Below are 25068 nucleotides of genomic sequence, written 5' to 3'. Positions count from 1 at the left end.
TTTTTATTTTGTGGTGTATTTTTGGGGGGGGGGCCGGCCCCCCCCCCCCCCCCCCCCCCCTCAGGCCGCCGCCCGCAAGCGGTAGCGGCGCACCACTTCCGCCAGCCGGGCGATGCCCGGATCGATCTGCTCCAGCCGGATCGAGGTGAAGCCCACCCGCAGGAAGTTGCGCGGCGCGCTGGCGCCGTCCATGAAGAACACATTGCCCGGCTCGATCACCACGCCGTCGGCCAGCGCGGCCTCGGCCAGCTCGGCGGCGTCCAGCCAGGGCGGACCCTCCAGCCAGCAGAACGAGGACCCGGTGATGGGCGCGGCGCGGAAGTCCGGCAGGTGGCGCGCCAGCGCGTGCGCCAGCTCGGCGCCGCGCTTCTGGTACTCCTGCGACTGGCGCCGCAGCAGCGAATGGTGGTGGCCCAGCGAGATGAACAGCGAGAAGGCGCGCTGGATGTAGGCGGATGGATGGCGCAGCATCAGCCGGCGCAGCGCGCGCAGCTCGACCGCCAGCTCGGGCGGGGCGACGATGTAGCCGATGCGCAGGCCCGGCGCGAAGGACTTGGCCAGGCTGCCCACGTAGATGACGCGGCCTTCGCGGTCCAGGCTCTTGAGCGCCGGCACCGGCTCGGCGCCCCAGCGGCTCTCGCTCTCGAAATCGTCCTCGATGATCATGCTGTCGGCCTGGCTGGCCAGGGCCAGCAGGCTGTCGCGGCGTTCAGGCGATAGCGTGACGGACGTGGGGCACTGATGGCCGGGCGTGACGAACAGGTAGTCGCAGCCCAGCAGCTGGGTACCGGTGATCAGGCCTTGTGCATCGACCGGCAGCGGCAGCAGGTGACGGGTGTGGCTGGCGAAGATGTTGCGCGCGTCGGGATAGCCGGGGTCTTCCATGCCGACCACGGTGTCGTCGTTGACCAGCAGGTCGGCCAGCAGGTAGAGCGCGTGCTGCGCGCCCACGGTGATGACGATCTCGGACGCATCCGCCCAGACGCCCCGGCGCGGCAGCACCTGGGTGCGGATCTGCTCGATCAGCGCGGGGTCGTCGTGGGTGATGAGGTCCGGCGCCCAGCTGCGGATGTCCAGCACCGACAGCGCCTTGATACAGCACTCGCGCCATTCGGCGGTGGGGAAAAGATCCTGGTCGAACTGGCCGTAGACGAAGGGGTAGGGCTGCTTCTGCCAGTCGCGCGGCTTGACGATATTGCGTTGCAACGAGGGGCGGAAACGCAGCCGCTCGTCCCAGCGCGCGGGGCGCCGCGAGTCATCGGCCGCCGTTGTTGCGGCGGGCGCGCCATGGCCCGGCGCGGGGTTCTGCAGGTGCCCCTGCATGACCGTGTCGCTGACGAAATGGCCGCTGCGCTCGCGCGACACCAGATAGCCCTCGCTGACCAGCTGCTGGTACGCGAACACCACCGTGTTGCGCGCGATGCGCAGGTGATCGGCCAGGTGGCGGCTGGACGGCACCGGCGCGCCGGGCGGCAGGTGGCCGCTGAGGATGGCCGAGACCAGCATCTGGCGCACGCGGCCCTGCAGGCTGAGATTGGGGGCGCTTTCGCGTTCGAACAGACGTTCCCACAACACAGGCTTGAGCATCGCGGCCTGGCTGGACATGGCGGCTCCTTCTGAGGGCGGCGGGCGCGGCCGCCAGCGGCGGGGCGTCCGGTGCCGGCGCGCCGTGACGGGCGGCCGGTTCCGTTCTCCAGCATAGAGGAGCGGGCGGCGGCAAGGAATGGGGGATTGCCCTGCCGGTCGCGGTATCGCGGGTTCAGACGCAACGCCGGACGCAACTGCGTATGCAGCGTCAGATCCGGCCCTTCCAGGGTATCGCCAGCCGTTCCAGGTAGCGCACCAGCAGGTCGAAGGCAAAGGCGAAGGCGCCGATCACGATGATGCCCATGATGACGGTGTCGCTGGCCAGGAACTGCGCGGCGTTCAGCACCATGAAGCCCAGTCCCCGGTCGGCCGCCACCATCTCGGCCGCCACCAGCGTGGTCCAGCCCACGCCGATGCCGATGCGCATGCCGGTGAAGATCTCGGGCAAGGCGGCCTTCAGGATCACGTGCCGCACGATCTGCGCGCGCGAGCCGCCCATGGCGTAGGCGGCGTGGATCTGCTCGATCGACACAGAGCGCACGCCGGCGCGCGCGGCGATGGCCATGGGCGCGAAGATGGCCAGGTAGATCAGGAAGATCTTCGGGAACTCGCCGATGCCGAACCAGATGATGACCAGCGGCAGGTAGGCCAGCGGCGGCAAGGGGCGGTAGAACTCGATCGGCGGATCCAGCACGCCGCGCGCCCAGCGGTTCACGCCCATCAGGATGCCGGCCGGGATGGCGGTCAGGCAGGCCAGGAAGAACGCGCCGAACACGCGCGACAGGCTGGCCAGCGCGTGCTCGGCCAGCGTCGAGTTGGCCACGCCGTCGGTCATTGCGGACACGAACTTGCCGTACACCGCCAGCGGCGAGGGCAGGAACAGCGGCTTGACCCAGCCGGCCTCGGTCACCAGGAACCACAGGCCCAGCAGCGCGACGCTGGTCAGCAGGCTGATGTGGCCGCTGTAGCCCGCGCCCGGCGCGCCGTAGACCTTGCCGGGCGAGGGCGGCCGGCGGCGCGGCCGCGTCGTGTCAGGCATGGACGGCGTGCTCATCGGCGCCGGCGCGCTCGTCGCCGTAGATGATGCCGAGGACTTGTTCGCGCATGGCGATGAAGTCCGGACTGGATTTGATGCCACGTCCATCGCGGGTCTCCAGGAAGCGCCGGTTGAAGTCCGGCGTGAAGGTGTGGGTGATGCGTCCGGGACGCGGCGACATGACGATCAGCCGCGAACTCAGGAACAGCGCCTCTTCCACGCTGTGCGTGATGAAGAAGAACATCTTTCCGGTCTCGCGCCAGATGTCCAGCAGCAATTCCTGGATGGTCTCGCGGGTGAGCGCGTCCAGCGCCGCCATGGGCTCGTCCATCAGCAGCATGGCGGGATCGCAGGTCAGCGCGCGGGCGATGCCCACGCGCTGCTGCATGCCGCCGGAGAGCTGGTAGATCATGTGGCGGTGAAAGTCCTGCAGCCCGACCAGCTCCAGGTTGCGGCGGGCGCGGGCGCGCCGGGTCTGCTTGTCCACGCCCTGCAGCATCAGGCCGAACTCGGTGTTTTCCAGCACGTTCAGCCAGGGCAGCAGCGCGTGCTTCTGGAACACCACGCCGCGATCGGCGCCGGGGCCTTCGATGGGCCGGCCGGCCAACGTGATGCGGCCTTCCGTGGGCGATAGAAAGCCCGCCAGCAGGCTGAGCAGCGTGGTCTTGCCGCAGCCGGATGCTCCCAGCGCCACCACGAACTCGCCGGGCTGGATGGTCAGGTTGACGTTCTGCAGCGCGACCACCGGGCCGCTGTCGTGCAGGCCGGGATAGGTGACGCTGACTCGATCGGCGCACAGCACGCGCGCCTCGGGTGACTGCATGGGCATGCCTGTTCCCCTTGCTTGATGACGGCGGGATCCGGACAGGGCCGGATCCCGGCCAGGCCGCCTGCCTATTTTGCCGCCGTCTTGGCGTACTGGTCCGTCACGTAGGGGCTGTAGTCCCCCAGCGCCTTGTCGATCTGCTTCTGTTCCTTCAGGAACTGCGCGCTGGCATTGAAGGCGCGCGTCGCGCCGGCTTCCTTGCCGCCGCCCAGCCAGGCGCCCGAGGCCTGTTCGGCGGCGGTCGGGAACACCAGCAGGCCCAGCGCCTCGGCCACGTCCTCGGGCTTGCCGCCGATCAGCTTGACGATGTGCCTGACCTGCGGCGAGTCGGCCGTCCAGGCCGCCGGGTTGGCGCGGTAGGCGGCATAGGACTTGGCCATCACGCCGGTGAAGGCGGCCATGAACTTGGGGTTTTTCTCGGCCCAGGCGCGGTCGGCCACCAGGCCGTCGAAGGTGGGCACGCTGGCTTTGCCGATCTGCTCGGAGTCGGCGATGATCTTGCCGCTCTTGGCGATCTCGGTCAACGCCGGCGGCCAGACATAGGCCGCGTCGATGTCGCCGCGCGCCCAGGCCGCGACGATCTGCGGCGGCTGCATGTTCAGGATGCGCACGTCGCGCGGCGGAATCTTCCATACCTGTTCCAGCCCGACCAGCAGGTGGAAGTGCGAGGTCGACACGAACGGCGTGGCGACGCGCTTGCCCTTCAGGTCGGCGGTGCTTGCGATGCCCGAGCCGTTGCGCGCCACCAGCGCCTCGGACTTGCCGATGTTGTCCAGCACCCAGAACAGCTGCAGGTCCACGCCGCGCGTGGCGGCGGCGGTGATGCCGGTCGAGCCCAGCACGCCCACCGGCACCTTGCCCGAGGCCAGCGCGGTGGAAATGTCGCCGCCGGACGTGAACTGGCGCCAGTCGACCTGGTAGCCGGCATCTTTCAGGGCGGCATCCATGCTGCCGTCGGCGATGGCGGTCAGGAAGGGGCCGACGATCAGCTGGTAGCCGACCACCAGCTTGGTCTGGGCCTGGGCGGACGCCGCCAGCAACAGCGCGGCCAGGCCGGCGGGCAGGCAGCGGCGGATGATGCGCAAACTCGCGTTCATGGTGATCTCCGTGGGTGAGACCGCGTCCCGGCGCGTCCGGCTGCTCCGCGTCGCTGCGGTGTGATGCCAGTTTGCCCGGTTGGGGATGGAACGCTAGGGCCAGATGGGGGGATCAATAGGTGCCACGGTGAGGCGCGGCTACGCCTGGATGGAACCGACGACGGCGTGAAAGTCACAAAACAGACCACGAGACATCCTTGGCAAGGACTGATTCCATGAATGCAACGCTCAGGAGCCTGTTGGCGGGCTTTTGTGATTACGTGCAGGCCGCGGATCGCGACCAGATCATCTCGACCGGCAACCTGCTGTTCGACGGCGTCGCCTTTACTGTGAAATCCAGGGAGCAGGGGCAGCGGCGGGAAATGCTGATCTATTGCGATTTCGGCGAGGCGGCGCCGGAAGAAGGCGACGAGACGTGCCGGCGGCTGCTCGAGGCCAATCTGCTCATGTACAACGGCTCGTCGGCCTGCGTGTTTTCCTTGACGCCCGACACGGGGCGAGTCGTGCTGCTCAGCCATCTGGACATGAAAGGGCTGTCCGCCGGACGGCTGGCGGCCAATCTGGGGATGCTGGCCGCCTGCGCGCTGGCCTGGCGCGATGGCAGTCTCGATTTCAACAATCCCTGGCGCATGGGATTGCCCGAAGCGGCGGTCCTGCGCGACAGGGCCTGAGAGCCGGACGGGAGCGAATCATGATGGATGGAATCAACGCGGGTGGCCAGACCTCCGCCCCTAAAGCGGCGTGGTACGAGACGATCAAGCCTGCCGTCGCTTCGACGCTGACGCTTGCTGTCACAGGTGCGATCTATGGCGCGGTATCGGGCGCGGTGCAGGACGCGACGAGCGCGCTGTTGAAAGCCTCGCCGCCCTCGAAGTCCGGCGCCGATCTGAACGCCGGCGCCCTGCCGCTCGCGGCCTTGGTGGTGTCCGGCCTGGCGGGCGGAGTGTGCGGGTGGAACGCGGGCAAGATGGCCTACGACCGAATCAATGAGAAGGACTGGCTTGGCGATTGGGGGCAGGCGGGCAAGGGGATGCGCGTCCTGGTCGCGGCCGGGGTGGGAGGCGGTACGGCAGCGGCCGCATTCATGGGGACCGCGATTGCCTGGCTGTACGCCGTGGGGGGAGGCTCGGCCGACTATTCGGAAAACGATGAGGCGCGGGACCGCGCTGCCGGCATGGTCGGGGCGGTAACGGGGACCGTTGTGCAGATTGGCTTGACGCAGCTCGCCAAGTTCCTGTATCTGGACGGCATGGCCAAGGCTCCAGAACGGGAAACTTCCGCGCTGACCGGCAAGGCATTCGCGAAAAGTGTGGGACTGGACGCGGGCGGACAAGCCCTGAAATCCATGCTTCGGGCCGGCGTGTTGCTGGGAATCAAGGATGCGCGACTCGCTTTCGGGGCGGTGCTGGAACCCACTTTCCGGCATGCGATGGGCGGCGCCACGGCGGGTCTGGCAGATGCCCTGTGGACGCTGGTCAGCTACAGATGCGATCCGAAATTCAGGGCTGAGCCAGGGGCGCGGGTTGAGGCGCGGTCGGCGGAAAAGGCCCTGGTGGAGTATTTTGCGGCATTCAAGGATGGCGCGCTGATGGACCTGATGCAGACGCCGGTGGCGATTGTCCTGGTCAGCAAGTTTGGCTATACCCAGGGCATCCTGGTGTTTACCGCCATTTCGTCCGCGCTGGCGGGCGCGAGCAAAGTAGCCGAGCCGTGGCACGGAAGCGGCGCCGCGGAACAGCTCGCGGTTCACGCACCGGGCCGAGGCGACGAAGAAACGGGGCTGGAAATGGAAACGGTGCCTGACTCCGGAAACCCATCGATGAACGTGACGGAGCCGCCAGACAGTACGCCAGTCGTGCCGACAGTGCGAAGCCGATCGGCTCAAAATTCACCCAATCCACCGGTGCCCGTCACTGTCGCGCAGGGGTCGCAATCTCCAGTCGACAAAAAGAAGAATTGAGCATCCGGCACCCCGTGGCGGCGCCGGGACCAGGCATCAGCCGGTAGAATTCCCGCGTCCTCCCGATGCGCTGGCCGCCCTCGAACCATGGCGGCGTGCGCGGCGGGAGCCAGCAGACGCGTGGCCTGGCCCAGGTTCGCAATACCGGAAGGTGATCAACGATGGAAGCGCAGCGCCATATCGAGTCCGCGCAGGAAGAAGCCCTGTCCCTGGATCTGAGGCGCACGCTCGTGCTGGGCCGCTACCTGCAAGCATGGTCGATGCCGGAGTACCGGATCGTGATGACGGGGCGACAGGGCCGGGCGCGCATTGAAATCTACTTTTTCCCGCCGGCCGCCAGCGGCCAGCCCGCCCGCTTCGCGACCGTGGGGTTATCCCGCCTTCGCCACGGGAGCGGAGCGGTTCACGCCGAATGGATGATGGCGCTGGAAGAAGGCCTGGGCGGGGAAAGCGTGGACCGGGTGTGCGCATATCTGTGCGACCTGATCGCCCACAGCATCGAGAACACGGACGGCGCCGAACCGCCGCGCGTGATGGGGGCCAGTCCGCTCGCGCCGGAGAAATGGACCGCGAAGGCCATCCTCATCGATGAGTTGCGCGGTGAAAGCGAGGCGCTGGAGCGCATCGCGGTCGGGAGCGAGACGGTCGAGTTGCAATGGGTGGTGCCCATCAGCCAGAAGGAGGCCGCGCTCATCCTGGATCAGGGGATCGATGCGTTCGACGCGCATGTCGAGGGCATGGCGCATTCCATCATCGATCCCGCGCGGCCGGAATAGGCCGCTCAACCGTCCTCGGGCAGATACCCGCTGTACCCCATCAGCGCCGACAGCCGCTTGGCCACGTTGCCGACGATCTGTCCGACCTGGGCGATGTCGGGGCTGACCTTCTGGTCGATGCGCTCGATGTGCGGCACGTTGATGGCCGCGATCACATGGTCGGCCGCGCCCATCACGGGGTACGCCACGTTGGTGATGCCGCGGATCTGGCGGCTGGGCATGGAGGCGCAGCCGCGCTGGCGCACCTCGGCCAGGATGGCGAACAGTTCGCCGGGGTCGGATTCCAGCTCGCCCTCGACCTTGATGTGGGCGGCCAGCATGCGGGTGCGCTCGACCTCGTCGCGGAAGGCCAGCAGCACGTGGCCCGAGGACGTGTCGGTCAGGCCCATGCTCACGCCCACCTTCAGGCCGAAGGACCAGCGCTCGGGGCTTTCGACCTGGGCGATGACGACCACGCGGCCGCCCTGGTACACCGCCAGGTGGCAGGACTGGCGCGCACGGCTGGCCAGCTCGCGCAGCAGCGGCAGCGCCACGCTGACCAGCGATTTCAGCGGCTGCTGGCGGTGCGCCAGCTCGAACATCTTGAGCGTGAGGGTGTAGCGGTCGTTCTCGTCGACCTGCACGTAGCCCCGGCGCTGCAGCGTCACGGCCATGCGGAAGATCTCGCTGACGCTGCGGTCGATCCGATGCGCCAGCTCGGCCAGCGTGTAGCCGGCCGAGCTGGCGGCCAGCGCTTCCAGGATGTCCAGCCCTTTTTCCAGCGCGGGCGCCGCGTAGCGCTGTCCGCCGTCGGCCTCGGCGGGCGCGGCGACGGACGAGGAATCGGGCAGGGCGGGCGCGGTCTGTTTCTTGGCGGGCATGGCGTGCTGGGGGTTCTGGGCGCGAGGCGAGTATAGGCGATCGCCTCGCGGCGATCCGGCCGCTCAGCGCGACCAGGCGCGGGTTTTCTGCGACTGCACGCCCAGGCCCTCGATGCCCAGGCGCATGACATCGCCGGCCTTCAGGTAAAGCGGCGGCTTCTGACCCAGGCCCACGCCGGGCGGCGTGCCGGTGCTGATGACGTCGCCGGGCAGCAGCGACATGAACTGGCTGATGTAGCTGACCAGTTGCTTCACGCCGAACACCATGGTGCGGGTGCTGCCGTCCTGGAAGCGCTTGCCGTTGACCTCCAGCCACATGCCCAGGTTCTGCGGGTCGGCGATCTCGTCGCGCGTCACCAGCCAGGGGCCGATGGGCGCGAAGCTGTCGCAGCCCTTGCCCTTGTCCCACTGGCCGCCGCGCTCGATCTGGTATTCGCGCTCGGACACGTCGTTCACCACCACGTAGCCGGCCACGTATTCCAGCGCCTCGCTTTCCTCGACGTAGGACGCCTTCTTGCCGATCACGACGCCCAGCTCGACTTCCCAGTCGGTCTTGACCGAGCCGCGCGGAATGATGACGTCGTCGTCGGGGCCTGTGATGGACGAGCTGGGCTTGAGGAACAGCACCGGCTCGGCCGGCACCGGCAGGCCGGACTCGGCGGCGTGGTCGGCGTAGTTCAGGCCCACGCAGACGATCTTGCCGACGCCGGCCACCGGGCAGCCGTGGCGCGGCTGGCCGTCCACGCGTGGCAGCGTGGACGCATCCAGCGCGGCGATGCGGGCCAGCGATTCAGGCGCCAGCGCGGCGCCGCCGATGTCGGCGACCACGCCGGACAGGTCGCGCAGCGCGCCCTGGGCGTCGATGAGGCCGGGTTTTTCCTGGCCGGGCTGGCCGTAGCGGACGAGTTTCATGCGGGCTCCTGAATAGGGAAGGGAGGATGGGGGATCACGGAAGGATAGGGTAGAAAAATGGTGCGGGAAGTCTGGTGCGGGAACGCGGCGGCGTCAGTTGGACCAGCCGCCGTCGATGACCTGGATGGTGCCGGTGGTGAAGGCGGATTCGTCGCTGGCCAGGTAGACCGCCAGCGCCGCGACTTCCTCGGCGCGGCCGACGCGGCCGATGGGCTGGCGGGCCACGAAGGCGGCGCGCACGGTCGCGTCGTCGGTGCCGGCCTGGCGCGCCTGCGTGGCGATGCGGTCGCGCAGCGAGGGCGATTCGATGGTGCCCGGGCAGATGGCGTTGCAGCGGATGCCGCGCGCCACGAAGTCGGCGGCCACCGCCTTGGTCAGGCCGATCACGGCGGCCTTGGACGCGCCGTAGGCGTAGCGGTTGGGCACGCCCTTGACGCTGGAAGCGGCCGAGGACATGTTGATGATGGAGCCGCCGCCGCGTTCGAGCATGGCCGGCAGGAAAGCGCGGATCGTGCGGTGCATGGACTTGGCGTTCAGGTCCATGGCGAAGTCCCAATCGGATTCCGGGCATTCGAGGATGTTGCCGGCGTGGACGTGGCCGGCGCAGTTGAACAGCGCGTCCAGCGCGCCAATCTCCTGGGCGCAGGCTTGCACCGCCTGCGTGTCCAGCACATTCAGCACGCGCGTGCGCAGCCTGGCCAGGCCTTCGGCCTGTGCCTGCCGCGCCAGCTGGGCGAGCGCGTCCTGGTTGATGTCGGTGGCCCAGACCTCGGCGCCTTCGCGCGCCATGGCCAGGGCGCTGGCCAGGCCGATGCCGTTGCCGGCGGCTGTCACCAGCGCCCGCTTGTTCTGCAAACGTTGCGTCATGCTGTCTCTGCTCCTGTATGGGCGGCCCGTGAAGAGTGCTCGTCTGTTGATTGAAAATATAATTTCATCAATAAAACAAATATACGGGAAAAATGGCAGGCCGTGAGGAATGCATCCTGGACATCATGGCAGTGTTTACCCGAATTCCAGGCGATTAATGGCGGAAATGGTGATTTCCCTGGTTGACCTCAAGTTTGAAAATTGATTTCATACACGAAACGAAATCACATAAAACCACCGAGAGACAAGCCATGATCGATCCGCGTCTGCTGCTGATCTCCCCCGAAGACAACTGTTTGATCGTGTGCAGCCCGCTGGCGGCGGGCGCCGAGGTGATGCTGGAGCAGGGCGACGCCACGGTCCGCGCGCCGCTTGGCCTGGGCCACAAGCTGGCGCGCCATGCCATGCCCAAGGGCGAGAAGATCCTGAAGTACGGCGCCGTCATCGGCAGCCTGACCCAGCCCGTCGCGGCCGGGGACCACATTCATACGCACAACCTCGACAGCGACTACACGCCGACCTACACGCTGGAAGAGGGCCATACGTTCAACGATAGGTAGACCTCTCCCAAGGGGGCATGCCTGCGGCCCGACAAAGGCGGCTCCGTGGGGTGGCCCCCCCGAAGCCCTGCGCGCTTTCCCCCAGGGGAACGCCGACCGCCCGGCAAAGCCGGCTCCGTGGCATCCCGATGGGAGGGGCGCCTGTTGTGTTGTGTGAAATGCGTCAGCCATTTTGGAGAACTGAGATGCACCCCATGAAAACCACCGCCCCGGCCCTGAGCGGCTATCCGCGCGCCGACGGCCGCAAGGGCATACGCAATGTCATCGTGGTGGCCTATCTGGTCGAGTGCGCGCATCACGTGGCGCGCGAGATCACGCTGGATTTCCGCCATCTGGAAGGCGACGTGCAGGTGCATCTGGTCGGCTTTCCGGGCTGTTTTCCGAACAGCTACGCCGAGCGCATGATGACGGCCATCGCCACGCATCCCAACGTGGGCGCTGCGCTGCTGGTGTCGCTGGGTTGCGAGAGCATGAACAAGCGCAAGCTGGAGCAGGCCATCGCCGACTCCGGGCGGCCGGTGGCCACGCTGACCATCCAGCAACGCGGCGGCACGCGCAGCACCATCGCCGAAGGCGTGGCCTGGGTGCGCGAGACGGCGGCCGCGCTGGCGCGCCAGACGCGCGTGCCGATGGCGCTGAGCGAACTGGTGGTGGGCACCATCTGCGGCGGCTCGGACGGCACCAGCGGCATCAGCGCCAACCCGGCCGTGGGCCGCGCCTTCGACATGCTGATCGAGGACGACGCCACCTGTATCTTCGAGGAAACCGGCGAGCTGGTGGGCTGCGAGTTTCACATGAAGCGCCGCGCCGCCACGCCCGAGCTGGGCGAGGAGATCGTGGCCTGCGTCAACAAGGCCGCGCGCTACTACAGCATCATGGGGCATGGCAGCTTCGCGCCCGGCAACGCCGACGGCGGCCTGTCGACCATCGAGGAAAAATCGCTGGGGGCCTATGCCAAGAGCGGCGCCTCGCCCATAGCCGGCATCATCAAGCCGGGCGACGTGCCGCCCTTCGGCGGCCTGTACCTGCTGGACGTGGTGCCCGACGGCGAGCCGCGCTTCGGCTTTCCCAACATCAGCGACAACGCCGAGATCGTCGAGCTGATCGCCTGCGGCTCGCACGTGATCCTGTTCACCACCGGGCGCGGCTCGGTGGTGGGCTCGGCCGTGTCGCCGGTCATCAAGGTCTGCGCCAACCCGGAAACCTACCGCAAGCTGGGCGAGGACATGGACGTGGACGCGGGCCGCATCATCGAAGGGCGCGGCACGCTGCAGGAAGTCGCCGAGGAGATCTACGGCCAGGTCCGCGACGTGGCGCTGGGCGCGCCCAGCAAGTCCGAAGGGCTGGGACACCGCGAGTTCATCCTGACCTACAAGTCCTTCGAGCCGATCGGCCCGGCCTGCATGCCGGCCGCGCGCGCGGCCTGAGCGGGTCTCGTGCCGCGATCCGGGGAGGGACCGTGAATTATCAGTTCGATTTCGCGGCGGTGCTGGAGCAATGGCCGCTGCTGCTGGACGGCGCGTGGGTCACCATCAAGCTGTCGTTCTGCGCCACGGTGCTGGGCTTCGTGCTGGGCACGCTGTGCGCGCTGGCGCGCCTGAGCCGGCGGGCCTGGCTGCGCCGGCTGGCGGGCGCCTATGTCGAGGCGATCCGCAACACGCCGCTGCTGGTGCAGAGCTATTTCCTGATCTTCGGCCTGTCCAGCGCCGGGGTGACGCTGCCCATCATGGCGGGCGCGGTGCTGGCGCTGGTGATCAATATCGGCGCCTATACCTGCGAGATCATGCGCGCCGGCATCGAGTCCATCCACAAGGGCCAGCTGGAGGCCGGCGAATGCCTGGCGCTGTCGCCGCGCCAGGTGTTCTGGCACGTGGTGCTGCGGCCGGCGGTGGAACGCGTGTATCCGTCGCTGACCAGCCAGTTCGTGCTGCTGATGCTGGCCTCCAGCATCATGTCGGCGGTGGGCGCCGAGGAACTGCTGGCCGTGGCCAACCGCATCCAGTCGGACACCTACCGCAACTTCGAGGTCTTCGTGGTGCTGTGGGGCCTGTACCTGGCCCTGTCCCTGCTGATGCGCGCCGGCTTCTGGCTGCTGGCCCGCTTCATCTTCCCGCGCCGGCGCAAGCTCGGCACGCCGCTGTAGGAGGCGCGCCATGACCTTCATTCCCGCGGAACACGCCTGGTATCTGCTGGCCGGCGCCTGGGGCACGGTCAAGCTGTCGTTCTGGACCTTCCTGGGCGGCGGCGCGGTCGGGCTGCTGCTGGCGCTGGCGCGGGTGGCGCCGCGCCGCGCGCCGCGCCTGCTGGCGGCGGGCTACATCCAGCTGATCCAGGGCACGCCGCTGCTGGTGCTGATGGGCCTGTGCTTCTTCGGCCCCAGCCTGTTCGGCCTGGGCGAGCTGTCGGCGCTGGCGGCCGCGGCGCTGGCCATGACGATCTATTCCAGCGCCTTCCTGGGCGAGATCTGGCGCGGCTGCATCCAGGCCGTGCCCAGGAACCAGTGGGAGGCGGCCGAATGCCTGGGGCTGTCGCGCCTGCAGCGCATGGGCAAGGTGATCCTGCCGCAGGCGCTGCGCATCGCCACGCCGCCCACGGTGGGCTTCCTGGTGCAGATCATCAAGAACACCTCGATCGCCTCGCTGGTGATCGGGTATTCCGAGCTGGCCTACAACGCCAAGATCCTCAACAACTCGACCTTCCAGCCCTTCATCTACTTTGGCTGCGCCGCGATCCTGTATTTCGCCATGTGCTATCCGCTGTCGCGCTGGAGCCGCTACCTGGAGAGGAAACTCAATGCATCCCGTGGTTGAACTCAAGCAGGTCCACAAGCGCTTCGGCAGCACCCATGTGCTGCGCGGCATCAGCTTTTCCGTGGACGCGGGCGAGGTGGTGGCCCTGATCGGCAAGAGCGGCTCGGGCAAGAGCACGGCGCTGCGCTGCATGGACCGGCTGGAAACCGCCGACGAAGGCGCGATCCACGTCTGCGGCCACGCGCTGCACGACGCCGCCGGCCTGGACCTGCGCGCGCTGCGGCGCGACGTGGGCATCGTGTTCCAGAGCTACAACCTGTTCCCGCACATGACGGTGCTGCAGAACGTGACGCTGGCGCCGCGCTCGGTCAAGGGCATCAAGGCCGAGGCCGCGCGCGAACTGGCGATGGAGGCGCTGGAGCATGTCGGCCTGGCCGACAAGGCCGAACACTATCCCGAACAGCTGTCCGGCGGCCAGCAGCAGCGCGTGGCCATCGCCCGCTCGCTGGCGATGCGGCCCAAGGTCATGCTGTTCGACGAAGTGACCTCGGCGCTGGACCCGGAACTGACCGGCGAGGTGCTGAAGGTGATCGGCCGGCTGGCCGCCGAGGGCATGACCATGATCCTGGTCACGCACGAGATGGCTTTCGCGCGGGAAGTGGCCGACAAGGTCATCTTCATGCACCAGGGGCAGGTCTGGGAAGAGGGCGCGCCGGCCATGCTGGCCGCGCCCGCCACGCCGGAGCTGCGCCAGTTCCTGGGCAGCGGGCTGTAGCGCGCACGCGCGCCGGCAGGACGGAATCAGCAGGACGGGCGCGGCGCTTGCCGGACCGCGCCCGGCAGCACAGGCAAGCGCATGCGCCGCATGCCCTTATCGCGGCATGCCCAGATCGATAAACAGGAGACCACCATGCAACACCGCCACACCCGCAAGTCCGCCGTCCGCCTGGCCGGCGCCGCGCTCGCCGCCGCGCTGTCCCTGGGCCTGGCCGCCGCCGCCAGCGCCGATCAGTTGCAGGACATCCTGGCCGCCAAGAAGCTGCGCGTGGCCATCGACCTGGGCGTGCCGCCCTACGGCATGAAGGACGCCGCGCTCAAGTCCACCGGCTCGGACGTCGAGACCGCGCGGCTGCTGGCGCAGGATCTGGGCGTGGAGCTGGAGATCGTGCCGACCACCGGCGCCAACCGCGTGCCCTTCCTGCAGACGAACAAGGCCGACATCGTGATCTCCAGCATGTCGATCACGCCGGAGCGCCAGAAGGTGGTGGACTTCTCGGTGCCCTATGCCGCCATCCTGGCGGTGGTGGGCGCGCCCAGGTCCATGACGCTGACCAGCGCCGCCGACCTCGCCAACAAGAAGGTGATAGCCACGCGCGGCACCACCAACGACGCCGAGCTGACCAAGATCGCGCCGAAGGACGCGCAGATCATCCGCTTCGATGACGACGCCACCTCGATCACCGCCGTGGTCAGCGGCCAGGCCGACATCTTCGCCACGGCGCCGGCGCTGCTGCGCACCATCAACGACAAGGCGCCGGCCAAGCAGATGGAGTCCAAGTTCGTCATGCGGCTGAACATGCTGGGCATCGGCCTGCGCAAGAACGAGCCGGCCCTGAAGGCCAGGCTGGACGGCTGGGTGCGCGACAACCTGCAGAACGGCAAGCTCAACGCCGTCTACAAGGAATTCCATGGCGTGAACCTGCCGCCCGAGGTGCAGGGGGCCAGCCGCTGAGCGGCCGGAGGCGACCATGGCACGCATCGCATCCGTGGAGATCTTCCTGGTCGACCTGTTGCCCAAGGTCGTGCGCACCGACGCGGTGCAGAGCTTCGAGCGGCAGGAAACGCCCATCGTGCGCATCACCGACAGCGATGGCGCGGTCGGGGTGGGCTACAGCTACACCATCGGCACCGGCGGCTCGGCCGTGGCGCGCCTGCTGGACGAGCACCTGGCGCCGATGCTGCCGGGCCGCGAGGCCGGCGATGTGGAGGGGTTGTGGCGCGAGCTGATGTACCGGGTGCACGCCACCACGGTGGGCGCGCTGACCTCGATCGCGCTGGCCGCCATCGACACGGCGCTGTGGGACCTGCGCGCGCGCCGCGCCGGCCTGCCGTTGCACCGGTTGGCCGGCGGCGCCAAGGACCGCATCCCGCTCTACACCACCGAGGGCGGCTGGCTGCACCTGCCGACCGAGGCGCTGGTCGAGGGCGCGCTGCAGGCCCGGGCGGACGGTTTTCATGGCGCCAAGCTCAAGGTCGGGCGGCCCCATGTGGCCGAGGACGTGGCGCGCATCGCCGCCGTGCGCGAGGCCGTGGGCGACGACTGGGACATCATGGTGGACGCCAACCAGGGCTTTTCGGTGCCCGAGGCGATCCGCCGCGCGCGCGCCTTCGAGCCGCTGGACATTGCCTGGCTGGAAGAGCCGATCCATGCCGACGACGTGCACGCGCACCGGCGGCTGTCGGCCTCGACCGCGGTGCCGATCGCCGTGGGCGAGTCGCTGTACAGCCTGTCGCAATTCAAGGACTACCTGCAGAGCGACGCCTGCTCGGTGGTGCAGGTGGACGTGGGCCGCATCGGCGGCATCACGCCGTGGCTGAAGGTGGCGCACATGGCCGAGGCCTACAACGTGCCGGTCTGCCCGCACTTCCTGATGGAGATCCACGTGGCGCTGTGCTGCGCGGTGCCCAACAGCCGCTGGCTGGAATACATCCCGCAGCTGGACCTGATCACGCAATCGGGCATGCGCATCGAGGACGGCCACGGCGTGCCGTCGCAGGCGCCGGGCCTGGGCATAGACTGGGATTGGGCGGGGATCGAGCGGCTGGCGCGGCACCGCAGCCGCCACGGCTGATTGCGCGGGCCAGCCCGCCTGGAGCCGGACCGAGGGCCGGGCCCGGGCGGCCCGGCATCCGACAGCCGGAACCCTTAACGGATCAGGCTCAGGAACTCGGCGCGGGTGGAAGGGTTGTCGTGGAATTCGCCCAGCATCACGGACGTGACCATGGAGGAGTTCTGTTTTTCCACGCCGCGCATCATCATGCACATATGCTGGGCTTCCAGCACCACGGCCACGCCGGCGGCGTTGGTCACCTGCTGCACGGCCTCGGCGATCTGGCGGCTGAGGTTTTCCTGGATCTGCAGGCGGCGCGCGTACATTTCGACGATGCGGGCGACCTTGGACAGGCCTAGCACCTTGCCGTTGGGCAGGTAGGCGACGTGCGCCTTGCCGATGAAGGGCAGCATGTGGTGTTCACAGAGCGAGTACAGCTCGATGTTCTTGACCAGCACGATCTCGCGCGTGTTGGAGGTGAACAGCGCGCCGTTGACGATCTCGTCCAGGTTCTGCCCGTAGCCCCGGCACAGGTGGCGCATGGCCTTGGCGGCGCGCGCCGGCGTGTCGGCCAGTCCCTCGCGCGCGGGGTCTTCCCCCAATTCTTGGAGGATGGCGGTGTAGTGCTTTTCCATGGACATGGGAACTCCTGGCAATGCTGGGCTGGCCTGGCGGCCGGATCGTGTTGTCTGCCCGCAAGTCTACCCCAGCGCGAGCGGGCGTCGGGGCCGATTGTTCTCAAAGCACCCGGTTCTCGACCGCGTACTTGATCAGCTCGGCCTGGCCGTCGATGCCGAGCTTGCGCTTGATGTTCAGCCGGTGGGTTTCCACCGTGCGCACCGACAGGTTCAGCGCCTGCGCGATCTGCTTGTTGGCATGGCCCTCGGCGATGTGGCGCAGCACGTCGCGCTCGCGCTGGGTCAGCAGGGTGGCGGGGGCGCTGGCCTGCGACAGCCGCACGGCGACGGCGGCGCTGAAATAGCTGCGGCCGGCCATGACGGCGTCGATGGCGGTGATGATTTCCTGCGCCGGCTCGTCCTTGAGCAGGTAGCCGCGCGCGCCCGCGCGCACCGCCTGCAGCATGTATTCCGGGTTGTCGTGCATGGACAGCACCAGCACCGCGATCTGCGGATAGCGTTCGTGCAGCTGCGCGGCCAGCTCCAGTCCGCCCACGCCCGGCATGTTCAGGTCCATCAGCGCCAGGTGCGGCAGGGTGCCGCCGTCCGGCTCCTCGGCCAGGCAGCCGCGCAGGAAGGCGAGCGCGGCGGCGGCGTTGCCGGCCTCGCCGATAACGGCCAGGCCGGGCACGGTTTCCAGGCGCAGGCGCAACCCGTCCCGCACCAGGGGGTGGTCGTCGATCAGCAGCAGGCGGGTGGTTTCGTTATGGCGGGTCATGCGTCGTGGGTCGGGGAGGAGGTGGCGCCGGCCGGCAGCGGCAGCCAGGCTTTCAACAGGGTGCCCTGGGCGCCGGAGTGCAGCACCAGGGTGCCGGACAGGGCCGCCATGCGCTCGCGCATGTTGCGCAGGCCGATGCCTCGGCGCGGATCCTGCTGCACTTCGGCATGGTCGAAGCCGTGGCCGTCGTCGGCGATGCTCAGGGTCAGGTCGCGCGCGCCGTAGGTCAGCACCATCTCGGCGCGGGTGGCGCCGGCGTGGCGCAGCACATTGGTCAGCGCTTCCTGGGTGACGCGGAACAGCGCGGTGGCGTAGGCGTCGGGCAGCTTCACCGGGTGGCCGTCGGTGTGCAGCCGCACCGCCAGCGGCGTTACGCCGTGCTGGCTGGGTTGCGAGAATTCGCGGCCCAGGTGTTCCAGCGCGGCGGGCAGGCCCAGGTCGTCGAGCAGGGTGGGGCGCAGGTTGTGCGAGATGCGGCGCACCTCGCCCACGGCATTGTTCAGCCGGTCCAGCGCGCCGCCCAGCGGGGCGTCGATATGGGCCAGCGCGCGCGGCTCGGCGCCCAGCGCCTGGCGCAACCGCTCGCGCGCCGCCTCCAGCGACAGCTTGATCGACACCAGCACCTGGCTGATGCCGTCGTGCAGCTCGCGCGACAGGCGCGCGCGCTCGTCTTCCTGGGTCCGCACCAACTGCCGCGCCATCAGGCGCAGCTTGGCGTCGGACTGGCGGTGATCGCTGATGTTCAGCGCCAGCCCGCAGGCGGCCACGCCCAGGATGCAGACGGCGGCGATGCCGGCCACCCAGGCGAACATGTCGCGGATGTTGGCCTGCGCCGCCGCGTCGATGCGCTGCAGGGCCTGGTTGACGTCGTCCAGGTAGATGCCGGTGCCCAGCATCCAGCCCCAGCGCTCCAGCACCACCACATAGCCGAGCTTTTCCTCGTTCTGGTGGGTGGACGGCCGTTCCCATAGATAGTGCACGGCCTCGCCCTGCTGGCCGCCGCGCCGGGCGGCCGCCAGCAGGTTCTGGATCACCGGCTGGTCCTGGGTGTCGCGCAGGTCCCAGAGCTCGCGGCCGACCAGGTCGGGCTGGCGCGGGTGCATCAGGTTCTTGCCCTGCAGGTCGTAGACGAAGAAATAGCCGTCGCGGCCGAATTCCATCTGCGCCAGCAGGTCCAGCGCGCGCTGGCGCGTGGCCGGGTCGTCGCCGGCCTCCTGCAGCGGCGCGACCGCGCTGTAGGCCAGGCTGACGTAATGGCGCAGCTCGCTTTCCTTGCTGCCGAGCCAGGCGGTTTCCACCACCTGCTTTTCCATCTGTGCCAGCTTGAGCCCCTGCAGGTAGACGGCGACCGTGATGGCGGCCATCGCCGCCAGCAGGGGGACGGCGGCCAGCAGCAGGATCTTCAGGCGCAGTTTCATGGGAACGGTAAGCGGGCGGAGCGTGGAATGTTGCGTTGCGTCATTCCCGGATCGGGCGACGATTGCGGGGTTTAGGTCGGAAATTGCAGGAATTACGGCATTTTATGCTGCGGCGCATTGCGTAGTACTACGTAGCGGCATTGCGTAGTTCCGCGCTTGTTGGCGCCTGGGCAAACCGAAATACTAACGCCCGCGCCGACATTGGCGCCGGGCGAACGCGTGCGTAAGCCCACCCACAACAACGAGTCTGCCTTCCGCGAGACGAAAAAAGCGTTTCACGCCAAAAGCATGGCGGGAGGCTAGAGGAGCACTTATGCAAACCAGCAGCAAGGGACTGGGTGAACACCTGGTCTGGCTGGCTGTCGCGGTACTGGGCGCGTTCGCGCTGGGCACCGTGGCGTTGGCCAGAGGGGAAACCATCAATGCGCTATGGGTGGTGATCGCCGCCGTATGCGTCTATCTGATCGCGTACCGTTACTACAGCCGCTTCATCGCCAAGAAGGTCTTCCAGCTGGATCCGACGCGCATGACGCCGGCCTGGAAGCACAACGACGGCCTGGACTACGTGCCCACCAACAAGCACGTGCTGTTCGGCCACCACTTCGCCGCCATCGCCGGCGCCGGCCCGCTGGTCGGTCCCGTGCTGGCCGCGCAGATGGGCTACCTGCCCGGCATGCTGTGGATCCTGGCCGGCGTGGTGTTCGCCGGCGCCGTGCAGGACTTCACCATCCTGTTCATCTCGACGCGCCGCGACGGCCGCTCGCTGGGTGACCTGGTCAAGTCCGAGCTGGGCAAGATCCCGGGCGTGATCGCGCTGTTCGGCGCCTTCATGATCATGGTGATCATCCTGGCCGTGCTGGCGCTGATCGTGGTGAAGGCGCTGACGCATTCGCCGTGGGGCACCTTCACGGTGGCCGCCACCATTCCCATCGCGCTCTTCATGGGCGTGTACCTGCGCTACATCCGCCCGGGCAAGATCGGCGAAGTGTCCATCATCGGCTTTGTCGGCCTGATGGCCGCGATCGTGTTCGGCCAGGACGTGGCCGCGCATCCCGTGCTGGGTCCGCTGTTCGACTTCGACGGCAAGGGCCTGACCTGGATCCTGATCATTTACGGCTTCATCGCCTCGGTGCTGCCCGTGTGGCTGCTGCTGGCCCCGCGCGACTACCTGTCGACCTTCCTGAAGATCGGCACCATCGTCGGCCTGGCCATCGGCATCGTCGTGGTCGCGCCCGAGCTGAAGATGCCCGCGCTGACCCAGTTCGTCGACGGCTCCGGCCCGGTCTGGTCGGGCAACCTGTTCCCGTTCCTCTTCATCACCATCGCCTGCGGCGCGGTGTCGGGCTTCCACGCGTTGATCTCCTCGGGCACCACGCCCAAGCTGATCGAGAACGAAACCCAGGCCCGCTACATCGGTTACGGCGGCATGCTGATGGAATCCTTCGTCGCCATCATGGCGCTGGTGGCCGCCTGCGTGATCGAGCCGGGCATCTACTACGCCATGAACAGCCCGGCCGCCGTCATCGGCACCACGCCGGACCAGGTCGCCCAGGTTGTTTCCAGCTGGGGCTTCGTGATCACGCCGGCCGACCTGGTGCAGACCGCCAAGGACGTGGGCGAGAGCACCATCATCTCGCGCGCCGGCGGCGCGCCGACGCTGGCCGTGGGCATGGCGCACATCCTGCACCAGGCCATCGGCGGCCCGTCCATGATGGCGTTCTGGTATCACTTCGCCATCCTGTTCGAAGCGCTGTTCATCCTGACCGCCGTCGACGCGGGCACCCGCGCCGGCCGCTTCATGCTGCAGGACCTGCTGGGCACCTTCGCGCCCTCGCTCAAGCGCACCGAGTCGCTGCCGGCCAACCTGATCGCCACCGGCCTGTGCGTGGCGGCCTGGGGCTACTTCCTGTACCAGGGCGTGGTCGATCCGCTGGGTGGCATCAACACGCTGTGGCCGCTGTTCGGCATCGCCAACCAGATGCTGGCCGCGATCGCGCTGACGCTGGGCGCCGTGGTGCTGTTCAAGATGAAGCGCGAGCGCTACGCCTGGGTCGCCGTGCTGCCGACGCTGTGGCTGCTGGCTTGCACCCTGACCGCCGGCTGGCAGAAGATCTTCGCCGCCGACCCCAAGGTCAGCTTCCTGGCGCACGCCGCCAAGTACAACGCCGCCATCGCCGAAGGCAAGGTGCTGGCCCCGGCCAAGTCGCTGGAGCAGATGTCGCGCGTGGTGCTGAACGACTACATCAACGCCGGCCTGTGCGCGATCTTCATGTTCGTGGTGATCAGCACGGTGACCTTCGGCATCCGGGCCGCGCTGCGCGCCCGCGCCGAGAACCGCCCGACCTCGCGCGAAACGCCGTACGAACCGCTGCCCAGCGCCGCGGCGGCCGGCGCGGATTGAACCTGACGGAGGCCGCATGCTGTTTTCCAACATGACTTCCGCCGCCGGCGCCGCCGGCCGTTACCTGGGGCAGACGCTCCGGCTGATGGTGGGCGTGCCGGATTACGAAACCTATGTGGAGCACATGCGCGCCACCCATCCGGATCAGGAGCCGATGAGCTACGAGGCGTTCTTCCGCGAACGGCAGGACGCCCGCTACGGCGGCAAGAAGCGGATCGGCTGCTGCTGATTCCCGCGCCTGGCGCGGACTGGTTCAAGAATAGGGCGGCCCTTTGGGGCCGCCCTTGACGTTTTGATGACGAGATGGCGCGCCTGGAGGCAGCCGTTTGTCAGGAAGGCCAAATACTGCGGTGTCACAATCGCCGGTCGTTTCGGAATTCCCGGAACATGATGCGCGCTTGCGTGCGAGGATGTCTGATGAAATGGAACAAGGTCGCCAGCGCGCTGGCGCTCTCGCTGATGCTGGGTTGCGCCATCGCGGGATCCGGCTCGGAATATGCGACGCACGTGCGTGAGTGCGTGACGCTGAAGGATGGAATGCCCGTCGTGGACGGACCCATCGTCAAGGTGCGCTACGGTTTCCAGGTCAACGCGCGGCAGCGTGTCGAGTCTCTTGAACTGATGGAGTCGTCGGGTGTGGCTGATTTCGACGAGGCTGTCGGGAAGGGCATCCAGCAATGTGATCCATTTCCGCTGCCGCCCCTGGGTGGCCAGTTGAAGCACGACTTTCCTCTGAGGATGGACATCATCTACGACAGCCGCATCTCAGATGGGAAGTGAGGTAATGCCCGCCTTTCCCTCAGGTTTGCCGCGGCGGAGCAAGGCCCGAAGCGGACCAGGCTCCAGGCGCGGCGAGTCGGCTTATTCGGCGTCTTCCAGGAAATCCGCCGGCGGCACGAAATACAGCGAGCCGGTCACGGCGCGGCTGACGTCCAGCAGACGGTCGTAATTGCCCGGCGGGTTGCCCAGGAACATGTTGTCGAGCATGCGCTCGATGCGCAAGGGCGAGCGCGCGTAGCCGATGAAGTAGGTGCCGAATTCACCCTTGCCGGCGTCGCCGAAGGGCATGTTGTCGCGCAGGATGGGCTGTTCCTCGCCATCCTTCTCGATCACGGTCAGCACGTTGTGCGCGTAACTGGGCTTGGCCGCGTCGTCCAGCTCGACGTTGGACAGCTTCTTGCGGCCGATGATTTTCTCCTGCTGCTCGACCGGGATCTCGTCCCATTTCTTCATGTCGTGCAGGTACTTCTGCACGATGACGTAGCTGCCGCCCTTGAACGCCTCGTCCTCGTCGCCGATCAGCGTGGCGTCGCGGGCGGCCTGGGCCACCGGGTTTTCCGTGCCGTCGACGAAGCCGAGCAGGTCGCGGTCGTCGAAATACTTGAAGCCCTGGGCCGTGTCGGCCACCGTCACCGCGCCGTCCAGCCGCGCCATGATCAGCGTGGACAGCTCGAAACAGAGGTCCATGCGCTCGGCGCGCAGGTGGAACAGCAGGTCGCCGGGCGTGGCGGGGGCGTGATGCACGCCGTTGATCTCACGGAACGGATGCAGTTCCTTCGGGCGCGGCGCGCCAAACAGGCGGTCCCAGGCCTGCGAGCCGATGCCCATGACACAGGACAGCGTGTCGTCGGCGGCGCGCACGCCCACGCTGCGGGTCAGGCCGGCGATATCGGCGCACAGGCCGCGCGCGGCGGCCTCGGCGTCCGGGCCGGGGTTGAGGGTGGCCACCAGGAAGATGGCGGAACGGGTCAATCGGGCGTCGACGGCTTGGGGCGTGGTGGCGGTCACTCTGTCTTCCTTGATAGTGATGGGCGCGGCGATGTCACGGAGCCGCGCGCAACGGCAGCATAGCCGACTGGAGGAAAAGACAGCGCCATGGCCTGCCGAAATACGCAGGCGACGGCTTCGCCGCGCATTTATGGCAATGCGATCCGGAATGCCGCGTTCGCACCCCAGGTCGCCACCGTCAGGCTGCCATCAGGCGCGAGCGCCAGCCCGACAGGACTGGCCAGCCCGTCCGCCACCACGGTGCGCCGGCCATCGCTGTCTATCCGGCTGACGGTCGTGCCGCCATAGTCGACGACATAGGCGGCATCCCCGCCTGCCGGCACGATGCCTGGTCCAGGGCTGGCCAATTCGGTATTGATGGTGCGGGATATGGTGTTGCCAGACACGAGTGAAATGCCGCCGGAGATGTTGCTTACCAGCAGGTCGCCGTTGGACAGCTCTGCCGCGCCTACCGGCGTTTGCAGTCCTTCGGCTACCACGTCGATCTTGCCGTCGCCAAGATGCGCGGCAAGGATCTGGTTGGTTCGCCGGTTCGCGATGAGCAACCGTCCCTTGGTGTCAAACGACAGGCCGGCGGGCGTATCCAGGCCGCGCACGAACACGCTGCGCTTGCCATCCAGCGTGAAGCGCCATATCAGGTCTGCGCTGTAAGACGCTACGTAGATGTCGCCATCTGGAGAAATGGCGAGGCCGGACGGTCCCTCCAGGCCTGAGGCGAATACGCTGCGCCGGCCGTCGGGCGTGAACCGCAACACGGTTCCGGCCGACCAGTTGGATACGAACAGATTTCCGTCGCGGTCGTAGGCCAGACCGACGGGCGAGTTCAATCCGTCATGGAGCATGGTGGTCGGTTGTCGCGGTGCAACCCGGTTTGGGAGGCGGGTATCGGTTGTCGCTGGCGCGGGAATGGTCGCGCCGGCAATGACCAGCCCCAGGCCCAGTCGGCTGATCGTCCGTTTCATTGTCCGTCTCCTTGCGCGAAGACTTCGCTGGCGGCGGCCAGCCCGTTCAGGGCCGCCGGAAAGCCCGCGTAGACGGCCATCTGCATGATGGTCTCGACCACCTCGTCGCGGGTCACGCCAACGTTCAGCGCTCCCTGGATGTGTACCTTGAGTTGCGGCGCGGCATTGCCCAGCGCGGTCAAGGCGGCGACCACGGCGATTTCGCGGCTCTTCAGGTCCAGGCCCGGACGCGAGTACACGTCTCCGAAGGGAAACTCGATCAGGTAGCGGGCGAAGTCGGGGGCGATGTCCTCCAGGCTTTGAATGACACGTTCTCCGGCTCTGCCGTCGATTTCACGGAGCTTTTCCAGCCCGCGTTCGTAGCGATGATTCATCTGTGCGTCCTTCATCGGAAAGGGAATCAGGCGCCAGGGATTGCTCCAGCGAGCGGTAGTGCTCGATCTTGGCTTGCAACGCTGTTGCCGAACCGCGCATCGCGTCAATTTCGGCAAGCACGTCCGCCAAGTGTGCTTCCAGCATCCGGCGCCGATCCGGCACCGTTGAGTCCCCGACGCCACGTAGTGCCGCGAACATCCGCATTTTGCCGATGGGCATGTGCGTCGTGCGCAAACGCAGCAGGAATTCGATCCAGGCCATGTCCGAGCTTGTATAGCGCCTTTGTCCCCCGGCGGCACGGCCGATACGGGCTATCAGTCCGATGCGTTCGTAGTAGCGAAGGGTGTCGGCCGTCAGACCCGTGCGCCGTGCGACTTCATCAATGCTGAGTCGAGATTCCATGTGGAGATCCTAGAAGTTGGAGCGTGCTCCAAGTCAACCACTATATGGATATCTCTTGGCCCGGGCCATCGCGCGGGCGATGCCAGCCGGCAAGCGGAGCGGCGGCGCTGAGGCAAAAAGCCCCACTCGCGGCGGGGTGTGGGCACGCTGGAGAGATCAGGCGCCGGCGCGGGCCTGGCCGCGCGTTTCGGGATGGGGCTCGGTGGGGGGGGGGGGGGGGGGGGGGGGGGGGGGGGGGGGGCCCCGCCCGCCCCGCCCCCACACC

At 67.7% G+C, this 25068-nt stretch carries 27 protein-coding genes; 13 read left to right on the top strand and 14 right to left on the bottom strand.

The window, feature by feature from the left end; translation table 11 throughout:
* Positions 1-60: 60 nt before the first annotated feature.
* The 4 genes from ACEU5R_RS27730 to tauA form a co-directional block, all read right to left on the bottom strand.
* Positions 61-1605: a PLP-dependent aminotransferase family protein gene (locus ACEU5R_RS27730; protein ID WP_392412970.1), complete on the bottom strand. Its 1545-nt coding sequence runs from the start codon at positions 1603-1605 to the stop codon at positions 61-63.
* Positions 1606-1795: 190 nt separating this feature from the next.
* Positions 1796-2626, bottom strand: a complete 831-nt coding sequence (locus tag ACEU5R_RS27725; RefSeq protein ID WP_103274178.1) for an ABC transporter permease subunit — start codon at positions 2624-2626, stop codon at positions 1796-1798.
* Entirely contained in the window at positions 2619-3452 is an 834-nt protein-coding gene (locus tag ACEU5R_RS27720) for a taurine ABC transporter ATP-binding protein (protein ID WP_103274179.1), read from the bottom strand. The genes ACEU5R_RS27725 and ACEU5R_RS27720 overlap by 8 nt, the downstream gene beginning before the upstream one ends.
* Positions 3453-3517: 65 nt before the next feature.
* Positions 3518-4546 carry a taurine ABC transporter substrate-binding protein gene (gene tauA / locus ACEU5R_RS27715; protein ID WP_392412967.1) on the bottom strand — a complete coding sequence of 343 codons (1029 nt, stop codon included), beginning with the start codon at positions 4544-4546 and terminating at the stop codon, positions 3518-3520.
* Positions 4547-4761: 215 nt separating this feature from the next.
* Here tauA and ACEU5R_RS27710 point away from each other — a divergent pair, with 215 nt between their 5' ends.
* The 3 genes from ACEU5R_RS27710 to ACEU5R_RS27700 all read left to right on the top strand — a co-directional run bounded on the left by ACEU5R_RS27710 (position 4762) and on the right by ACEU5R_RS27700 (position 7282).
* Entirely contained in the window at positions 4762-5217 is a 456-nt protein-coding gene (locus ACEU5R_RS27710) for a CesT family type III secretion system chaperone (protein ID WP_392412966.1), read from the top strand.
* Between the two features lie 20 nt (positions 5218-5237).
* Complete coding sequence (locus tag ACEU5R_RS27705; RefSeq protein WP_392412965.1) at positions 5238-6506, top strand: hypothetical protein; 1269 nt, start codon at positions 5238-5240, stop codon at positions 6504-6506.
* Between the two features lie 161 nt (positions 6507-6667).
* On the top strand, positions 6668-7282 hold the full coding sequence (locus ACEU5R_RS27700; protein WP_103274183.1) for a suppressor of fused domain protein: 615 nt from the start codon (positions 6668-6670) through the stop codon (positions 7280-7282).
* A 5-nt stretch (positions 7283-7287) separates the two neighbouring features.
* Here ACEU5R_RS27700 and ACEU5R_RS27695 read toward each other — a convergent pair whose 3' ends face one another.
* The 3 genes from ACEU5R_RS27695 to ACEU5R_RS27685 form a co-directional block, all read right to left on the bottom strand.
* Positions 7288-8142, bottom strand: a complete 855-nt coding sequence (locus tag ACEU5R_RS27695) for an IclR family transcriptional regulator (RefSeq protein ID WP_103274184.1) — start codon at positions 8140-8142, stop codon at positions 7288-7290.
* A gap of 63 nt (positions 8143-8205) precedes the next feature.
* Positions 8206-9054, bottom strand: a complete 849-nt coding sequence (locus ACEU5R_RS27690; RefSeq protein ID WP_392412963.1) for a fumarylacetoacetate hydrolase family protein — start codon at positions 9052-9054, stop codon at positions 8206-8208.
* A 93-nt stretch (positions 9055-9147) separates the two neighbouring features.
* Positions 9148-9921: an SDR family oxidoreductase gene (locus ACEU5R_RS27685; protein ID WP_392412962.1), complete on the bottom strand. Its 774-nt coding sequence runs from the start codon at positions 9919-9921 to the stop codon at positions 9148-9150.
* Between the two features lie 251 nt (positions 9922-10172).
* Between ACEU5R_RS27685 and ACEU5R_RS27680 the strand changes: the two genes are divergently transcribed.
* The 7 genes from ACEU5R_RS27680 (at position 10173) to ACEU5R_RS27650 (ending at position 16083) form a co-directional block, all read left to right on the top strand.
* Positions 10173-10481: a UxaA family hydrolase gene (locus tag ACEU5R_RS27680; protein WP_103274187.1), complete on the top strand. Its 309-nt coding sequence runs from the start codon at positions 10173-10175 to the stop codon at positions 10479-10481.
* A gap of 194 nt (positions 10482-10675) precedes the next feature.
* Positions 10676-11908 (top strand): UxaA family hydrolase, encoded by a 1233-nt coding sequence (locus ACEU5R_RS27675; RefSeq protein WP_392412960.1) that lies wholly within the window; start codon positions 10676-10678, stop codon positions 11906-11908.
* 32 nt (positions 11909-11940) lie between these two features.
* Positions 11941-12624: an amino acid ABC transporter permease gene (locus ACEU5R_RS27670; RefSeq protein ID WP_103274188.1), complete on the top strand. Its 684-nt coding sequence runs from the start codon at positions 11941-11943 to the stop codon at positions 12622-12624.
* Positions 12625-12634: 10 nt separating this feature from the next.
* Positions 12635-13291, top strand: a complete 657-nt coding sequence (locus ACEU5R_RS27665) for an amino acid ABC transporter permease (protein WP_103274189.1) — start codon at positions 12635-12637, stop codon at positions 13289-13291.
* Positions 13275-14006: an amino acid ABC transporter ATP-binding protein gene (locus ACEU5R_RS27660; RefSeq protein WP_103274190.1), complete on the top strand. Its 732-nt coding sequence runs from the start codon at positions 13275-13277 to the stop codon at positions 14004-14006. The genes ACEU5R_RS27665 and ACEU5R_RS27660 overlap by 17 nt, the downstream gene beginning before the upstream one ends.
* A 135-nt stretch (positions 14007-14141) precedes the next feature.
* Positions 14142-14963, top strand: coding sequence for a transporter substrate-binding domain-containing protein (locus ACEU5R_RS27655; protein WP_392412959.1), 822 nt, complete (start codon positions 14142-14144; stop codon positions 14961-14963).
* A gap of 16 nt (positions 14964-14979) precedes the next feature.
* The gene (locus ACEU5R_RS27650; RefSeq protein WP_392412957.1) at positions 14980-16083 is read left to right on the top strand and encodes a mandelate racemase/muconate lactonizing enzyme family protein; all 1104 of its coding nucleotides are present in this window, start codon (positions 14980-14982) and stop codon (positions 16081-16083) included.
* Positions 16084-16157: 74 nt separating this feature from the next.
* Here ACEU5R_RS27650 and folE read toward each other — a convergent pair whose 3' ends face one another.
* The 3 genes from folE to ACEU5R_RS27635 form a co-directional block, all read right to left on the bottom strand.
* Complete coding sequence (gene folE, locus ACEU5R_RS27645) at positions 16158-16703, bottom strand: GTP cyclohydrolase I FolE (RefSeq protein ID WP_103274192.1); 546 nt, start codon at positions 16701-16703, stop codon at positions 16158-16160.
* A 97-nt stretch (positions 16704-16800) separates the two neighbouring features.
* Positions 16801-17457 carry a response regulator transcription factor gene (locus ACEU5R_RS27640; RefSeq protein WP_103274193.1) on the bottom strand — a complete coding sequence of 219 codons (657 nt, stop codon included), beginning with the start codon at positions 17455-17457 and terminating at the stop codon, positions 16801-16803.
* Positions 17454-18875, bottom strand: coding sequence for a cache domain-containing protein (locus tag ACEU5R_RS27635; protein ID WP_392412955.1), 1422 nt, complete (start codon positions 18873-18875; stop codon positions 17454-17456). The genes ACEU5R_RS27640 and ACEU5R_RS27635 overlap by 4 nt, the downstream gene beginning before the upstream one ends.
* Positions 18876-19188: 313 nt before the next feature.
* On the opposite strand from ACEU5R_RS27635, the gene ACEU5R_RS27630 reads away from it, so the two are divergent.
* The 3 genes from ACEU5R_RS27630 to ACEU5R_RS27620 all read left to right on the top strand — a co-directional run bounded on the left by ACEU5R_RS27630 (position 19189) and on the right by ACEU5R_RS27620 (position 22056).
* Positions 19189-21276, top strand: coding sequence for a carbon starvation CstA family protein (locus ACEU5R_RS27630; RefSeq protein ID WP_392412954.1), 2088 nt, complete (start codon positions 19189-19191; stop codon positions 21274-21276).
* Positions 21277-21292: 16 nt separating this feature from the next.
* Positions 21293-21505 (top strand): YbdD/YjiX family protein, encoded by a 213-nt coding sequence (locus ACEU5R_RS27625; protein WP_103274196.1) that lies wholly within the window; start codon positions 21293-21295, stop codon positions 21503-21505.
* 188 nt (positions 21506-21693) lie between these two features.
* The gene (locus ACEU5R_RS27620; RefSeq protein ID WP_392412952.1) at positions 21694-22056 is read left to right on the top strand and encodes an energy transducer TonB; all 363 of its coding nucleotides are present in this window, start codon (positions 21694-21696) and stop codon (positions 22054-22056) included.
* Between the two features lie 81 nt (positions 22057-22137).
* Here the strand turns inward: ACEU5R_RS27620 and ACEU5R_RS27615 are convergent, their stop codons facing one another.
* From ACEU5R_RS27615 to ACEU5R_RS27600, 4 genes are all read right to left on the bottom strand, one after another.
* Positions 22138-23085 carry a Dyp-type peroxidase gene (locus ACEU5R_RS27615; RefSeq protein WP_392412972.1) on the bottom strand — a complete coding sequence of 316 codons (948 nt, stop codon included), beginning with the start codon at positions 23083-23085 and terminating at the stop codon, positions 22138-22140.
* 107 nt (positions 23086-23192) lie between these two features.
* Positions 23193-24026: a hypothetical protein gene (locus ACEU5R_RS27610; RefSeq protein ID WP_392412951.1), complete on the bottom strand. Its 834-nt coding sequence runs from the start codon at positions 24024-24026 to the stop codon at positions 23193-23195.
* Positions 24023-24400, bottom strand: coding sequence for a carboxymuconolactone decarboxylase family protein (locus ACEU5R_RS27605; protein ID WP_392412950.1), 378 nt, complete (start codon positions 24398-24400; stop codon positions 24023-24025). Before ACEU5R_RS27605 ends, ACEU5R_RS27610 begins: the two co-directional genes overlap by 4 nt.
* Positions 24360-24803, bottom strand: a complete 444-nt coding sequence (locus ACEU5R_RS27600) for a MerR family transcriptional regulator (RefSeq protein ID WP_392412949.1) — start codon at positions 24801-24803, stop codon at positions 24360-24362. The genes ACEU5R_RS27605 and ACEU5R_RS27600 overlap by 41 nt, the downstream gene beginning before the upstream one ends.
* Between the last annotated feature and the right edge of the window lie 265 nt (positions 24804-25068).

The sequence above is a fragment of the Achromobacter sp. 413638 genome (assembly GCF_043119405.1).
Lineage (GTDB): Bacteria > Pseudomonadota > Gammaproteobacteria > Burkholderiales > Burkholderiaceae_B > Achromobacter.
Note: the sequence above shows the minus strand (reverse complement) of the source record. Positions and strands in the feature narration are given on the sequence as shown.

Excerpts from the sequence above, each read along its gene's own strand:
- ACEU5R_RS27710 (WP_392412966.1), top strand. The coding sequence starts at position 4,762 with ATGAATGCAACGCTCAGGAGCCTGTTGGCGGGCTTTTGTGATTACGTG.
- ACEU5R_RS27660 (WP_103274190.1), top strand. The coding sequence starts at position 13,275 with ATGCATCCCGTGGTTGAACTCAAGCAGGTCCACAAGCGCTTCGGCAGC.
- ACEU5R_RS27625 (WP_103274196.1), top strand. The coding sequence starts at position 21,293 with ATGCTGTTTTCCAACATGACTTCCGCCGCCGGCGCCGCCGGCCGTTAC.
- ACEU5R_RS27610 (WP_392412951.1), bottom strand. The coding sequence starts at position 24,026 with ATGAAACGGACGATCAGCCGACTGGGCCTGGGGCTGGTCATTGCCGGC.
- ACEU5R_RS27605 (WP_392412950.1), bottom strand. The coding sequence starts at position 24,400 with ATGAATCATCGCTACGAACGCGGGCTGGAAAAGCTCCGTGAAATCGAC.
- ACEU5R_RS27700 (WP_103274183.1), top strand. The coding sequence starts at position 6,668 with ATGGAAGCGCAGCGCCATATCGAGTCCGCGCAGGAAGAAGCCCTGTCC.
- ACEU5R_RS27635 (WP_392412955.1), bottom strand. The coding sequence starts at position 18,875 with ATGAAACTGCGCCTGAAGATCCTGCTGCTGGCCGCCGTCCCCCTGCTG.
- ACEU5R_RS27600 (WP_392412949.1), bottom strand. The coding sequence starts at position 24,803 with ATGGAATCTCGACTCAGCATTGATGAAGTCGCACGGCGCACGGGTCTG.
- ACEU5R_RS27665 (WP_103274189.1), top strand. The coding sequence starts at position 12,635 with ATGACCTTCATTCCCGCGGAACACGCCTGGTATCTGCTGGCCGGCGCC.
- ACEU5R_RS27705 (WP_392412965.1), top strand. The coding sequence starts at position 5,238 with ATGATGGATGGAATCAACGCGGGTGGCCAGACCTCCGCCCCTAAAGCG.
- ACEU5R_RS27650 (WP_392412957.1), top strand. The coding sequence starts at position 14,980 with ATGGCACGCATCGCATCCGTGGAGATCTTCCTGGTCGACCTGTTGCCC.
- ACEU5R_RS27695 (WP_103274184.1), bottom strand. The coding sequence starts at position 8,142 with ATGCCCGCCAAGAAACAGACCGCGCCCGCCCTGCCCGATTCCTCGTCC.
- ACEU5R_RS27680 (WP_103274187.1), top strand. The coding sequence starts at position 10,173 with ATGATCGATCCGCGTCTGCTGCTGATCTCCCCCGAAGACAACTGTTTG.
- ACEU5R_RS27655 (WP_392412959.1), top strand. The coding sequence starts at position 14,142 with ATGCAACACCGCCACACCCGCAAGTCCGCCGTCCGCCTGGCCGGCGCC.
- ACEU5R_RS27725 (WP_103274178.1), bottom strand. The coding sequence starts at position 2,626 with ATGCCTGACACGACGCGGCCGCGCCGCCGGCCGCCCTCGCCCGGCAAG.
- ACEU5R_RS27630 (WP_392412954.1), top strand. The coding sequence starts at position 19,189 with ATGCAAACCAGCAGCAAGGGACTGGGTGAACACCTGGTCTGGCTGGCT.
- ACEU5R_RS27620 (WP_392412952.1), top strand. The coding sequence starts at position 21,694 with ATGAAATGGAACAAGGTCGCCAGCGCGCTGGCGCTCTCGCTGATGCTG.
- ACEU5R_RS27640 (WP_103274193.1), bottom strand. The coding sequence starts at position 17,457 with ATGACCCGCCATAACGAAACCACCCGCCTGCTGCTGATCGACGACCAC.
- folE (WP_103274192.1), bottom strand. The coding sequence starts at position 16,703 with ATGTCCATGGAAAAGCACTACACCGCCATCCTCCAAGAATTGGGGGAA.
- ACEU5R_RS27685 (WP_392412962.1), bottom strand. The coding sequence starts at position 9,921 with ATGACGCAACGTTTGCAGAACAAGCGGGCGCTGGTGACAGCCGCCGGC.
- ACEU5R_RS27730 (WP_392412970.1), bottom strand. The coding sequence starts at position 1,605 with ATGTCCAGCCAGGCCGCGATGCTCAAGCCTGTGTTGTGGGAACGTCTG.
- ACEU5R_RS27690 (WP_392412963.1), bottom strand. The coding sequence starts at position 9,054 with ATGAAACTCGTCCGCTACGGCCAGCCCGGCCAGGAAAAACCCGGCCTC.
- ACEU5R_RS27675 (WP_392412960.1), top strand. The coding sequence starts at position 10,676 with ATGAAAACCACCGCCCCGGCCCTGAGCGGCTATCCGCGCGCCGACGGC.
- tauA (WP_392412967.1), bottom strand. The coding sequence starts at position 4,546 with ATGAACGCGAGTTTGCGCATCATCCGCCGCTGCCTGCCCGCCGGCCTG.
- ACEU5R_RS27720 (WP_103274179.1), bottom strand. The coding sequence starts at position 3,452 with ATGCCCATGCAGTCACCCGAGGCGCGCGTGCTGTGCGCCGATCGAGTC.